This is a genomic window from Actinomycetota bacterium, from assembly GCA_019347575.1.
GTDB lineage: Bacteria > Actinomycetota > Nitriliruptoria > Nitriliruptorales > Nitriliruptoraceae > JAHWKY01.
The window spans coordinates 21,572-33,979 of sequence record JAHWKY010000022.1; the positions used below are offsets into that span (position 1 = coordinate 21,572).

General features: G+C 71.4%; 11 protein-coding genes. 4 read left to right on the forward strand and 7 right to left on the reverse strand.

The annotated features are described in order from the left end of the window. Position 1: 1 nt before the first annotated feature. Entirely contained in the window at positions 2 to 259 is a 258-nt protein-coding gene (locus KY469_14800; GenBank protein MBW3664366.1) for a hypothetical protein, read from the forward strand. Positions 260 to 282: 23 nt separating this feature from the next. Beyond that, positions 283 to 588 carry a monovalent cation/H(+) antiporter subunit G gene (mnhG, locus tag KY469_14805; GenBank protein ID MBW3664367.1) on the forward strand — a complete coding sequence of 102 codons (306 nt, stop codon included), beginning with the start codon at positions 283 to 285 and terminating at the stop codon, positions 586 to 588. Positions 589 to 615: 27 nt separating this feature from the next. Here mnhG and KY469_14810 read toward each other — a convergent pair whose 3' ends face one another. From KY469_14810 to KY469_14825, 4 genes are read right to left on the reverse strand one after another with little or no spacing between them, the layout of a single operon-like run. Then, positions 616 to 2,844, reverse strand: coding sequence for a cation:proton antiporter (locus tag KY469_14810; GenBank protein ID MBW3664368.1), 2,229 nt, complete (start codon positions 2,842 to 2,844; stop codon positions 616 to 618). Further along, a complete protein-coding gene (locus tag KY469_14815; protein ID MBW3664369.1) occupies positions 2,841 to 3,287 on the reverse strand; it encodes a hypothetical protein in 447 nt (148 codons plus the stop codon). The genes KY469_14810 and KY469_14815 overlap by 4 nt, the downstream gene beginning before the upstream one ends. A 57-nt stretch (positions 3,288 to 3,344) precedes the next feature. After that, the gene (locus tag KY469_14820; GenBank protein ID MBW3664370.1) at positions 3,345 to 4,052 is read right to left on the reverse strand and encodes a response regulator transcription factor; all 708 of its coding nucleotides are present in this window, start codon (positions 4,050 to 4,052) and stop codon (positions 3,345 to 3,347) included. Continuing rightward, positions 4,049 to 5,683, reverse strand: a complete 1,635-nt coding sequence (locus tag KY469_14825; GenBank protein MBW3664371.1) for a HAMP domain-containing histidine kinase — start codon at positions 5,681 to 5,683, stop codon at positions 4,049 to 4,051. Before KY469_14825 ends, KY469_14820 begins: the two co-directional genes overlap by 4 nt. 172 nt (positions 5,684 to 5,855) lie before the next feature. Between KY469_14825 and KY469_14830 the strand changes: the two genes are divergently transcribed. Further along, positions 5,856 to 7,904 (forward strand): CocE/NonD family hydrolase, encoded by a 2,049-nt coding sequence (locus KY469_14830; protein MBW3664372.1) that lies wholly within the window; start codon positions 5,856 to 5,858, stop codon positions 7,902 to 7,904. 105 nt (positions 7,905 to 8,009) lie between these two features. Further along, positions 8,010 to 9,737: an ABC-ATPase domain-containing protein gene (locus KY469_14835; protein ID MBW3664373.1), complete on the forward strand. Its 1,728-nt coding sequence runs from the start codon at positions 8,010 to 8,012 to the stop codon at positions 9,735 to 9,737. Positions 9,738 to 9,981: 244 nt separating this feature from the next. Here the strand turns inward: KY469_14835 and KY469_14840 are convergent, their stop codons facing one another. The 3 genes from KY469_14840 to KY469_14850 all read right to left on the reverse strand — a co-directional run bounded on the left by KY469_14840 (position 9,982) and on the right by KY469_14850 (position 12,370). Then, positions 9,982 to 11,436, reverse strand: coding sequence for a hypothetical protein (locus KY469_14840; GenBank protein MBW3664374.1), 1,455 nt, complete (start codon positions 11,434 to 11,436; stop codon positions 9,982 to 9,984). 129 nt (positions 11,437 to 11,565) lie between these two features. Further along, the gene (locus tag KY469_14845; GenBank protein MBW3664375.1) at positions 11,566 to 11,775 is read right to left on the reverse strand and encodes a hypothetical protein; all 210 of its coding nucleotides are present in this window, start codon (positions 11,773 to 11,775) and stop codon (positions 11,566 to 11,568) included. Positions 11,776 to 11,911: 136 nt separating this feature from the next. Beyond that, on the reverse strand, positions 11,912 to 12,370 hold the full coding sequence (locus KY469_14850) for a helix-turn-helix transcriptional regulator (protein ID MBW3664376.1): 459 nt from the start codon (positions 12,368 to 12,370) through the stop codon (positions 11,912 to 11,914). Positions 12,371 to 12,408 lie beyond the last annotated feature (38 nt).

The window sequence follows — 12,408 nt, forward strand, 5'->3', positions numbered from 1 at the left end:
GATGCTGACCAACGTGCTGCTCGGGTTGCTCGCCGCCGCCGCGGGGTTGTGCCTCCTCCGGATGCTGCGAGGCGGCTCGCTCCCCGATCGCGTGGTCGCGCTCGAGACGCTTCTGGTCACGGTGGTGTGCGGCATCGCCGTCCTCGCTGCACGGACCGGCAGCGGCCTCTTCCTCGACGTCCTCGTCGTCGTCGCACTGCTGGGCTTCACCGGGACCGCCCTTGTGGCGCGGTTCATCGAGCGGAGGGGGGCGCGGTGACCACCATCGTCGCAGGTACCGCGATGACCGTCGGCGTGCTCCTCGCGGTCGTCGCGAGCATCGGCCTCCAGCGTTTCCCCGACGTGTTCGCGCGGATGCACGCCGCCACCAAGCCCGCCACCCTCGGCCTCGCGCTCGTGCTGGGCGGGGCGGCGCTGGTCATGGACGACGCGGGGAGCGTGGTGAAGCTGCTACTGGTCGTGGCCCTGCAGTTCGTGACCGCCCCGGTGGGGAGCCACCTCGTGGGGCGCGCGGCCTACCGTGCTGGCACCGAGCTGGACGAGTCGACCGCTGTCGACGAGTTGGCGGGGATCGATCCCGACGCCTGAGAAGGGCGCCCCGCGGTCGGATCCTTATCAGGTCGCGACTAGGACGGGGCAGGGGGCGTAGCGCAGGACGTGGTCGACGCGGTGGCCGAGGAAGGCCCGCTGGCTGACGGGGCGCACGCCGCCACTCATCACCACGAGGTCGATCGCGAGGGACTCGCAGAGCGCGATGACCGATCGTTCCGGTAGATCGCCGACCACGAGCCGGGTCCGGACCGCCGTTCCCATCTGATGCCCCAGCGTCGCGGTCGCGGCGAGCAGCTCCTCGCCGAGGGCGACCGACTGCCGGCCGGTGCCGTACGCAGCCGGGTTGTGGTGATCGCGATCCTGTCGGTCGTCGACCACGTGGACGATCTCGACCACCGCATCCGAGCTCCGCCCGATCCGGAACGCTATCTCCGCCGCGTGGCGAGTCGTCTCCGTCCCGGTCGTCGGGAGCAGGATCCGACGCAGGTTCAGCGGTGGGAGCTGCTCCGGTCGGTCACCGGAAGGGGTGTTGCTGACGATGACGGTCGGGCACGGCGCCTCCTGGATGAGGCGGTCGACGACGCTGCTGAACATCGGTCCACCGTTGCCGGAAGGACGCTGCGGTTCGCTCGCTCCCAGCACGAGGAGGTCGTAGCCACGCCCGAGCTCGGTGACCACCGCCGCGATGATGTCGGGACTCTGCTCGTCGACGATGCGGCGCCGGTCACCGCTGGGTACCGAGGCCAGCTGACGCTCCAGACGCTCGAGGTGAACGGTCGGGTTGGCCGCCACCGCGACCCCGCCGGACACCGGGTCGGCCGCGGCGCGTCGCACAGTGCTTTCCGGAGACGCCGTCGCCACGAACATGGTCGTGACTTCGACGTCGGACTGACCCTCGAACAGACGGGCGACGAGCTGCGCCGCGAGCTGCGAGTTCTCCCCGCCCCGACTCGGGAGCAGGACCCGGTGGAGGTTCTCCACGAAGCTGACGCGCTGCCGCTCCTCGGCCTCGAGCCGGGCGCGCTCCTCGTCGCTCATCGGGATGTGTCGGAGCGTCCACCTCAGGATCGGAGGGGCCATGAGGGAGGTGACGATCGCCACCATCAGGATGATGGAGTACATCTCGGGCGTGAGCACTCCCAGGCTGAGCCCCACGGTCGCGACGATTATCTCCAGCGCGCCCCGCGCGTTCATCCCCGCCCCGAGCGACAGCGCCTCCCACCGGCGCAGGCCCGACGCCTTCGCGCCGAGCGCTGCGCCCACGAACTTCCCGAAGATGGCCACCGCGAGCACGATGAGCCCGATGGCGAGGTTCGTCGGCTTCAACAGCAGCTCGAGGTCGACCCGCAGGCCGGATGCCGCGAAGAAGATCGGGGCGAAGACGCCGAGCGCCACGGTCTCGAACACGTGTCGGGTCTTGTGGTCGACGCGCTTGACCTGTCCCACGAGGATGCCGGCGAGGAAGGCACCCAGGACGGCTTCGATGCCCAGCGCGTGCGTGACCGAGCCGAACCCGAGGGCGAGGATCATGAGCAGGCTGATCCGACCCTTGTCTCCCGGGATGCGGTTGTCGACCGCGCGGAACAGCATCGGAACTAGCTTGCGTCCGGCGGTGAAGGCCAGGCCCACGACCACGACCACGGACAGGACCGACTGCATCACGGCGGGCAGATCGACCGCTCCACTGCGAGCCAGGCCCGCGACCACCGACAGCAGGATCCAGCCGATGGTGTCGTCGATCATCCCCGCGGCCAGCGTGATCTGACCGATGTCGCGCCGTACGACGTTCATCTCGATCAGCACCTTGGCGATGACCGGGATGGCCGAGATGCTCATCGCCGTGGCGATGAAGAGGCTGAAGACGAGCCGTTTCTCGGCGTCGACGAGGAAGGACTCGGGCAGCAGCTGGCCCAGCGCGAACCCGGTCACGAACGGGACGACGATGCCGCCGAGCGAGATGGCTGCTGCCGACCGGCCCTTACGCAGGATCAGCCCGACATCGGTCTCGAGGCCGGTGACGACCAGGAGCATCAGCACGCCGAGGAACGACACGACCTCCAGCAGGTGGAACTGCGCCGGATCGGCAGGGACCAGGAACTCGAAGACCCCCGGGGCGATGGTCCCGAGGATGGACGGTCCGAGCACGATCCCGGCCAGCAGCTCGCCGACGACCGAGGGGAGGTCGAAGCGCACGGCGACCTCGCCGAGGAAGCGCGCGACGAGCAGCAGCATCGCCAGCTGGAGCAGCAGGACGACGATCTCGTGCTCGCCGAGGGGCTGGATCGCTGTCACGTGCGCTCGACCACGCGACGGCGATCGGACGCGGTTCGCACCTGCGGCTCGGTGGGGCGCGGTCGGCTCGCGACGACCCACGAGGCGAACTGGATGAGCGCGATGATCGCCGCCGCCTTCACGCCGGCGCCGGCGCCAGGCGAGGCGAGGGACAGCGGACCGAGAGCTGACCACCACGCCGCGGTCCATGTGGGGGCCGCCAGGACCAGCAGCAGCGCGGCCGGCTCACCATCCGTCGGCGGCCAGACCCGTCTGTGCCACGCACGCACGACGAGGAGCCGTGCGGTGCCCTCCACACACAGGAGCGATCCCGCGGCGATGATGAACGCCCACTTGGCCGCGACCGCGTCCGCAGTCAGCCCCACCCCCACCGCGGTCACCATCGGCGGCACGATCGTCAGCGGGTGGGCGCAGACGACCCTCGGAGCGACACGGGAACGCATGCGATCATCGTCGCTCGCCCGACGATCGAGGCGGTACCCGCGCGCCCGTAGCCTCGCCTACCCGGATCCAGGTAGGCGGCGCCGTGGTCCTTCGACCAGGCCGAGACGCAGCGCGAGCGCGACCGCTTCGAGCCGGGTCCGCACGTCGAGCTTGCCCATCAGGTTGCGCACGTGCGTCTGGACCGTCTCGGGACTGATCCCCAGCTCCGTAGCCATCGCCTGGTTCGTGTGCCCGTCGGCGAGGAGCTGGAGCACCTCCCGCTCACGGGGCGAGAGGCTGTTGCCCAGCAGCTCGCCGTGCCACGCGTCGGCGCGCGACGACGACAGCGCCGTGAGGAAACGTGCCGTCGACTCCGGAGGCAGCAGCGTCGCTCCTCGGGCGACGTCGCGGATGGCGTCGAGCAACACCCCGATGTCGACCGACTTGTGGACGAGAGCCGCTGCCCCGGCCTCGATGGCGCGGCCCAGCTCGACCTCGTCGCGCAGCGCGGTGAGCACCATGCAGGTCGTCGTCGGACTCGCCTCGCGGATGAGGCGGATCGCGTCCACGCCGGTGCCGCCGGGCAGGTCGAGATCCACCACGGCGACATCCGGCTCCGATCGCCTGGCGAGATCGGCTGCGGTCTCGCCGCGGTCGGTCTGCGCCACGATCTCGAGGTCGGCCTCGAGGGCGACGACCGCTTCGAGTGCCTGCCGGAAGCTCGCGCGGTCCTCCACGAGCAGGAGGCGAACGATCCCGTCGCCGCCGTGCCGGGTGGGTGTCACCGCAGCACCTCGAGCTCGAAGGTGACGCGGGTGCCGCCGTCTGGACCGTCCTCGATGACCAGCGTGCTCCCGTGCGTCTCGGCGATACGGGTGGCGAGGTAGAGGCCCAGGCCCCTGCCCTCCGTCCCTCGCGCGGTGCTCCCGCGAGCGTAACGACGTCGCACCCGCCGTCGCTCGGCGGGCGGGATACCCGGACCCCGGTCGGTGATGGCGATCCCGACCCGCTCCCCGCGGTGGATCGCCGCGATGGAGATCGACGTGCCGTCGGGGGAGTAGCGGACCGCGTTCACCAGGACGTTGCGCAGCGCCTGCCCGAGCCGAAGGGGATCGGCAGCGACACGTGCGTCGGTCGTGCGCAGCATCACCGGGTGCGTGCCGGGCAGGCCGCGCACGAACGCGGCCGCGTCCTCGAGGACGGGGCGCAGCATCACCGGACGCAGATCGCAGTGGAACGCGGACAGCTCGAGGTCGCGGAGCTCGTCCATCCGGTCCACCAACTCCAGGAGCCGGCGGGATTCGCTGTCGATACCCGCCACGGCTCGCCGCAGATCCGGAGGCGAGGATGCGTCGAGCCGTGACCCCAGCACGTGCGCGAAGGCCCGGATCGTGGCGACGGGGGTGGCCAGTTCGTGCGACACCAGCGTGCGGAAGTCGTGCTCCCTCTCGGCGAAGTCTCGGAGCTCGTCGACCAGCTCCTCGCGTGCACGCAGGTCACGCTGCTGGGTGCGGACCGCGAGGCTGCGGTTGCGGTACAGGTAGGCCAGCTGGTGGACCGCACCGAGGAGCAGCAGCAGGAAGGCGACCAGGCGGAACGCGTCCGCGCTCGTGACCACGGGCCCGAGGAACGCCGGTGCGAAGGTCTCGTGGAGCTGTGCGAACACCTGCACGAGCAGCGCCACCGAAAGCCACAGGTACGCGGGGGCCGTGCTGCGCACGTGCAGACGCCCCGCCAGCCACGCCCCGAGCGCGAACTGCCCGGCGGGGATGGCCTGGAGCGCCACGTGGGTCGGTACGGAGACGATGCGGACGTGCCTGTCATCACCCACGCCCACGACCTCGACCGGCACCGGTAGATCTCCCGGCAGAGCGACGAGGAACAGGTCGACGGTGGCGAGCAGCGCCAGTGCAGCCGCGAGGTAGGTGGCCAACCGCAGGCGGGGCCACTCGGTGCCAGCCGCGATGAACAGCACACCGGCCACGTACCTCGCAGCCAACCAGGGGTAGTAGCCGAGGCCCTGGTCGAGCGGCAACCGCGTGTCGCGGATGGCGGGCCACACGGTGAAGACCGCGTTCGAGATGGCCAGGACCGCCAGGCCGCACACGAGGGCGTTCCGTGCGGGGCGGACGTCGGCCTCGCCGGGCAACGCCAGGATGACCGCGGCGAACAGGGCGGCGCACAGTCCCAGCACCTCGAGCGCGAGCCGGGCATCCGGTGCGACGACCGACCGGCTCGCACCGGGGAGGACCAGCCCGATCGTGGCGAGCGTGGCGAGCACGACGACCGCCAACTGAGCGCGTCGAAGACGAGCGACCTCGCGCGATAGCGTTGCGGTGTCCGACTCGGCCGCCGGATCTGCAGCGGCCAGGCTCGCTCCCGCACGTGGTCGCCCACCGGTGGACCGCAGCTTCACGCGCACGACACCAAGCTACCTCCGCGGGACAACCACCCGGTGGGCCGGGTGATCGCGGGACCGTCGCAGGACGCCGGGGTCGTTCCTCGCCGCGGACCCTTTCGTGCCGACCGTCGTCGTCCCGTTCCTCCCGATGGAACGACCCCGTGGTCGAACATCCAAGGGGATGACCGTGCGAACGATCCGGTTCCTGACCGTCCTGCTGCTGCTCGTCACCGGCTCCGCGGTGACCACAGCTGCGGCGAGCGCCGACGGGGACGTCTTCGGCGAGTACTTCGAGGAGTACGTCACCTCGCTGGACGGCACGTCGCTGTGGGCCCAGGTGTGGCGCCCCGCCGGGGTCGAGCGCGACGAGCGCACGCCCGTCGTCGTCGTGATGACGCCGTACGCGGCGGCGTCGGGTGTGATCACCGGCAACGTGGAACCTGGGGCAGCCGAGGCGTTCCTGGCACAGGGCTGGACGCTCGCCGTCGTGTCGCTGCGCGGGTTCGGCCAGTCGGGAGGTTGCTCGGAGTTGCGGGGTCCCGGCGAGCAGATGGACGCCGTCGCGATCATCGAGTGGGCCGACTCCGCTCCTTGGTCCAACGGGCGGGTCGGCGCCTACGGGCTGAGCTACGACGGGGCTACGCCACTGATGGCGATCGCGGGCGGGGCGCCGCTCGACGCCGCCGTGATCATCGCCGGCCCGACCAGCGTGTACAGCGCCCTCTACGACAACGGCGTCCACTACGGGGCGGACTGGCGTGGCCTGGCCTTCTTCTACGCGTTCCTGCAGCTCTTCGCGATCACCCCGGTGCCTGGTGTCGGCAACTTCCCCACGCCGTGGCTCGCTGAGGACCCCCTCGACACGGTGCCCCACTGCTACCTCAACGCGCAGGCCGCGGACCTGCTCGAAGACGACCGCGACGCGCGGTTCTGGGCCGAGCGCGAGTACGGGGCCCGCGTCGCCGGCACCGACGTGCCGATCCTGTGGAGCCAGGGCTTCGCCGACACCCAGGTCAAGCCCGATCAGTTCCTGCCGGTGTGGTCCACGCTGACCGGCGACTCCCACGGCGTGTTCGGCCAGGCCGGGCACAACTTCGGCACCCGCGCCGACCGCATCACCCAGACCGTGGCGTTCCTGGCCCACCACCTCGAGGACGTGCCGGCACGCGATGAGCCGGTCGTGAAGGTGCAGGACAACGACGGTCGTTGGCGAGGCGAGGAGGCGTGGCCCCCTGCGGATGCCGAGCCGTACACGTTCGCGCTGCGATCGGGTAGTTACCTCGACCGCCCCGGCAGCAGCTACGCCGACGTCGACCACGCCGCCGCGCTGTGGACCTTCACCGCCCCACTTTCCTCCGACAGCCACATCGCCGGAGCCGGCAACGTGACGGTCGACGTCGACATCGACCAGCGCATCGACGAGCCGCGCATGGTCGTCAGCGTCTACGACGTCGCCCCCGACGACACCGCCACCCTCATCACCCGCGGAGCCAAACTGCTCCGCGGTGACGGGGTCGCCGCGATCGACCTGTACCCCCAGGACTGGATCGTTCGCGCCGGCCACCGCCTCGGCGTCGCCGTCACCGGTTCGGACGAGGCGTGGTACGAGCGGGGCGTCTCCGTCGCCCCGGTGATCGTGCGGCACGCCGAGGTCACGCTGCCGCTGCTGACCTGGAGCCGGAACCGGTTCATCGACGACGGCGTCCCGCACGGCACGATCACAGCCCGCCCCGCGACCGTGCCCGGCGGTCTGGTGGTCACCCGCACGCTGCCGATCGACCTGCCCGGCACGACGACGCACCCGTGCACGGCAGCCCCGACCCCCGCGGCGTGCCCGCCGTGGCTGCGGGGCGCGCCTCCAGCCGAGGGTGAGGTCGTCCGGCTCGTCGACACCGAGGTCCAACTGGGACCGGGACGCACGCTCGGCCTGATCCAGATGTACCCGGTGATCACGGTGCCGATCGAGGTGCCGGAGGCCGCGGGAACGCGTGACCTGACCGTCCACGTGGATCCCGACCGTCTCACAGGCATGTACCTCGGTCTGCGCGACGACACCGGCGCCACGGTCGGCTTCGACAACGGCAGCGATCTGTGGCGCCACGGGATCGTGTTCCCGGAGGTCGAGCCCGGGACGTACCACCTCGCGATCTACAACAACGGACCCGCGCTCGAGAACGCCTTCGGCGCCGAGCTGCTACCGATCGTGCGGGTCACCGCCGTCCTCCACACGGACTGACCGTGTTCGATACACCGGCAGGGAGCGACGCGGGACGAACGCGCCCCGCCTTCCGCCCCGACCCGTATGGGGTGCGATGCTCCGAGGCACCCGATCCCGGGGACGATGGTGAACGACCACCCGTTGCGCGAGCGCCTGGAGTCCATCGATGGGCGTGACTACGGCGCGTACCGGTCGCTACGGGGCGTGCACCGCTTCGAGCGCTTCGACCTCGATATCGATCGCGTACCCAGCGATCCCTACGCCCCGCCCGGCACCGGGGTGTTCCGCGTGCGGGTCCCCAACGCCGGGGTCGGCCTCACCGAGGACGACCTCGCCACCCCGGCGCGGGACGTGGCGGTCCGTGACCACCTGTGCCGCCGCTTCCACGCCGCCGCCGAGCGTCTGAGCGGCGGCCGACGCGGGACCGGCTGGTCCGGGGTCATCACCGTCGCCAGACCGGGACAGGCCGTGCTCGACCGCAACGCGGTCCTGATCGCGCACGGTGTCGTCGAGCTGCGCGCGTTCGTCGGGCTGCCTGCCCGCGGTCGCCGGATCGACGCGGACCTCGCCGCGACGGTGCTGCTCGAGGAGCTGCCTACCATCGTCGCGGCCAGCCTGTCCGCCGACACGCTCGACCGCGGCCAGCTCGAGCGGCACGTGCGGACCGTCGAGGATGCCCGGTCGCTGCGGGCGCAGCTCACGGACGCTGGGCTCGTGGCGTTCCTCGCCGACGAGGCCGTGCTGCCCCGGGCGAGCGGGGTGGACGATCGGCCGCTCGGGGACGGCGCGATCCCGTTGGCCTCCCCGGACGCGCTCCGCATGACCCTGGAGGCTCCCCACGCGGGCGCCGTGACCGGCATCGGGATCCGGCGGGGCGTCACCGTGATCGTCGGTGGCGGGTACCACGGCAAGTCCACGCTCCTGGCTGCGCTCGGCGCCGGGGTGTACGACCACATCGCGGGGGACGGGCGCGAGCGCTGCGTGAGCCTGCCCGAGACGTTCCCCGCCCGTGCCGCGCCGGGGCGGTCGGTCGCCGGCGTCGACATCTCGGCGTTCATCCAAGGGCTGCCGGACGGTCGTGACACGACCCGGTTCACCACCCCGAACGCCAGCGGCTCGACCTCGCAGGCCGCCGCCATCAGCGAGGCGATCGAGGCAGGGGCGCAGGTGCTGCTGGTCGACGAGGACAGCTCCGCGACGAACCTGCTCGTGCGCGACGCCCGCATGCAGGCGTTGGTGGCGCGCGAGGACGAGCCCATCACCGTGCTCCTCGATCGCGTCCGCGACCTGCACGACCAGCTCGGCGTCTCGACCGTCCTGGTGCTCGGCGGGGCGGGCGACTACCTCGACGTCGCCGACCACGTCATCCAGATGGTCGGGTTCGCGCCCCGCGAGGTCACGCAACGGGCGCGCGAGGTCGCCGCGGCGCTCCCATCCCGGCGACGGGCCGAGGCCGCGACGTCTCTACGTCCCCCGCGTTCCCGCATCCCCGCCCCGGGCACCATCGAGACGCACAACGAGCACGGCAAGCGCCGGGTCCGCCCCGTCGCTCGCGACCGGATCGTGATCGGGAGCGGCGAGCTCGATCTTCGCGACGTCGCGGATCAGCTCACCGAGCCGGCCCAGACCGCCACGGTCGCGGCAGCGATCGAGCGGCTCGCGGACGCGTTGGACGGGAGCACGACGGTGGTCGATGCCGTCGGTGAGCTCTTCGCGGAGGTGTCGTCCGACGGGCTCGATGCGCTCGATGAGCATCGTCGGGGTCGCCTCGCCGAGGTACGGGCGCTCGACATCGCCGCGGCTCTCAACCGCCTCCGCACCCTGGGGCTGACCGCCCCGTCCTCGCAGTGAGTAGGTGTTGGGGTCAGCCGAGGTAGGCCAGGACGGCAAGGACGCGGCGGTTGTCGTCGGAAACGCGCGTGGATGCGTGTTCCCGTCCGGCCGACGTGCCCAGGCCGCGCTGCCGATGACGGAAACGCGCGTGGATGCGTGTTCGCGTCCGGCCGACATGCCCAGGCCGCGCTGCCGGTGACGGAAACGCGCGTGGATGCGTGTTGCCGTCACGATTTCGGGCAGCACGACCTCCGCCTCGTCCTCACCCCTCGGGGACGTAGAGGATGCGGATGTCGGCGAGGATGATCGTGTCGCGGTACGACACGAACGTGGCGTCGTACGCCGGCGTCGCACCCAACGCGAAGACCTGGGGGACCGGTAGCGCCAGGGTGGTCTCCGGGCCGGTACCCGCCTCGCTGCAGGGGTAGTCGGCGTTCTCCAGCGTGAAGCGGGGCACCCAGTCGGTGGTGGGGTTGGGCGAGTCCCAGTCGAGGCGCGCCCGCACGGCGGTCGCTGCCGAGGTCAGGGGGATGAGCTCGGAGACGGCCGGGCAGTTGGCCACCACGACGGCACGCATGGCTGGTTGACGCACGGAGTGGCCGGGTGTGAACGCGACCTGGATCCGCTCCAGCGTGCGCTGCCCGTAGACGACCAGCAGGTACGCGGTGTAGCTCGAGGTCTGTCCCGCCTCGGTGGGTGCCACCTCGAGCCCCAGCTCGCCAGCCGGCAGGTCCGTGGCCGCGACCACGTCGGTGCCGCGACCACCGGCGATGCTCCCGGGGTTGGTGCCGCTGTCGACCTCGGCCCCGCCGTGCAGCAGGCGCAGGTGTGGGGCCTCCGTGATCCGCTCGGCGTGTAGCTCGCCGTCCCGGGCCGCCGTGTAGACGACGGGTTGGCCGAAGGCCTCGACCCAGCCGATCACGGCGGCGGCTGGACGGTCGGTGGTGTGGGTCAGCGTGGCGGCCTCGGCGAGCGTGCCCTCCATCGTGACGACCTCCCAGTCGTCGTCGGAGAACCACAGCGAGCGCACCGGCGTCGAGAACGTCCGTGGCGCCTCGGAGAGGGGGCTCTGGCGCCACAGGTCGGTGGTCGACCAGCCGGCGACCGGCTGTGGCAGCTCGATCCAGGACGTCCCGTCCACGCCTAAGCGCACCGTGGCGTGGCCCTCACCAGCGAACCGCAGCTGGACTCCGAACAGCTCGTAACCCTGCTCGGACAGCGCACCGGGGATGTCGAGCTCACCCTCCCACACGCCCGGCTCCACCTCAGTGGCCGGTGCCGACGAGTTCACCCCGCCCGCCCGAGGTGAGTGCACCAGGTGGACGTCGAAATCCGGCACGGGCGTGTCCACGTCGAGGGCGAGGCGGAAGCGCAGCGGTGCCTCGGCGTTCCAGGCGACCGGCTCCGCGACGCGGCTGCGGGGGTGGAACCACAACGTGAACGACCGGTCGGTGCCCGACCGCCCCGCTAGGCAAGGCGCACCGTCCGGGACGCCTCCCTGGCTGGGACACGTACGGGTCACGAGCTGGCGGTCGGCGCTCTCCTCGTGGGGCGCGAAGCTCCACCACAGGTACTCGCCCGTGTCCGCGTGCAGGTGGATGCGCTGGTACGGGCGGGACCCGTCGGACCCCGTGCTCGCCGGTGCCATCGCCACCACCCCGGCGGTGAGCACCGCCAGCCACAGCCACGCCAACGAGCGTCCGGAACGCCATCCCACGCGCCACCCCCTCAGCGGACGTACCGCGGTTCTTCGCCGTGCGCGCGCGCCGTTCCTGCCTGGGCTGGAGCCGCGTTCGTACTGGAAGATCGGAACCCGTCAGCCCGGTTCAGCGGTTCAACCTTCTGGTCACGGGGCGGGGAGGCCACGGTCGGGGTGGAGGTCGTGATCGTGCTCGATGCCCTCGACCTCGACCAGGAACCGGGCGATGGCTTCCACGGTGGCGGTCTCCTCGGGGTGGCGGTCGGCGAAGTCGAAGAGGTGGTCGGCGATCTCGGAGAAGGTCACGTGCTGCGCCCCGCGCTCCGCACGCAACTGCCTGATCCCATCGGGGTCCACCGGCCACCTCCGAGCGGTCGCATCCTGGCACAGCGGTCCCAGCGGTGCCCGCATCCTCCGAACTTGGATACCTCCGAACCTGAATACCTGGGTACATCTGAGTGCTCCCAAGTATTCAAGTTCGTGGGGGATCGGATCAGAGGTGATCGAGGTCGCTGACCGAGTCCTCGTCGACGGCCGCCTCGCAGGTCGGGCACCACCAGCGGGCCTCCACGGGGGTCCCGCACGCGGCGTGGCGCAGGCCGTGACGGCCGGCGTGCTCCGCGCCCCACTGCGCGAGCAGCCGCAGCGCACCGGCGAGGCCCCGCCCCGTCGCCGACAGCTCGTAGGTGAACCGCGGAGGGCGCTCGCTGTAGGGCGTGGCCACCACCAACCCCTCGACCTCGAGCTGCTTCAACCGCTGGCTGAGCACGTTGGGGGAGATCCCGGGCACGGTGCGCTCGAGGTCGCCGAAGCGCTGCGGGGCGTCGAGCAGCGCGTGGACCAGCAGCAGGGTCCAGCGATCGCCGACGCGCTCGACCGCGTGCGCCAGCGCGGCCGTAGGGTCCAGGACCGGCTCGGAAAGCTCCTGCGGGGGTTCAGCGGGGTTCGCCACGGAGCCCACCCTACCCCTTGCGCCCTGGTCTCTAGTAA

Coding starts and splice junctions, on each gene's coding strand:
- KY469_14835 (MBW3664373.1), top strand. CDS start 8,010: ATGGTGAACGACCACCCGTTGCGCGAGCGCCTGGAGTCCATCGATGGG.
- mnhG (MBW3664367.1), top strand. CDS start 283: ATGACCGTCGGCGTGCTCCTCGCGGTCGTCGCGAGCATCGGCCTCCAG.
- KY469_14815 (MBW3664369.1), bottom strand. CDS start 3,287: ATGCGTTCCCGTGTCGCTCCGAGGGTCGTCTGCGCCCACCCGCTGACG.
- KY469_14800 (MBW3664366.1), top strand. CDS start 2: ATGCTGACCAACGTGCTGCTCGGGTTGCTCGCCGCCGCCGCGGGGTTG.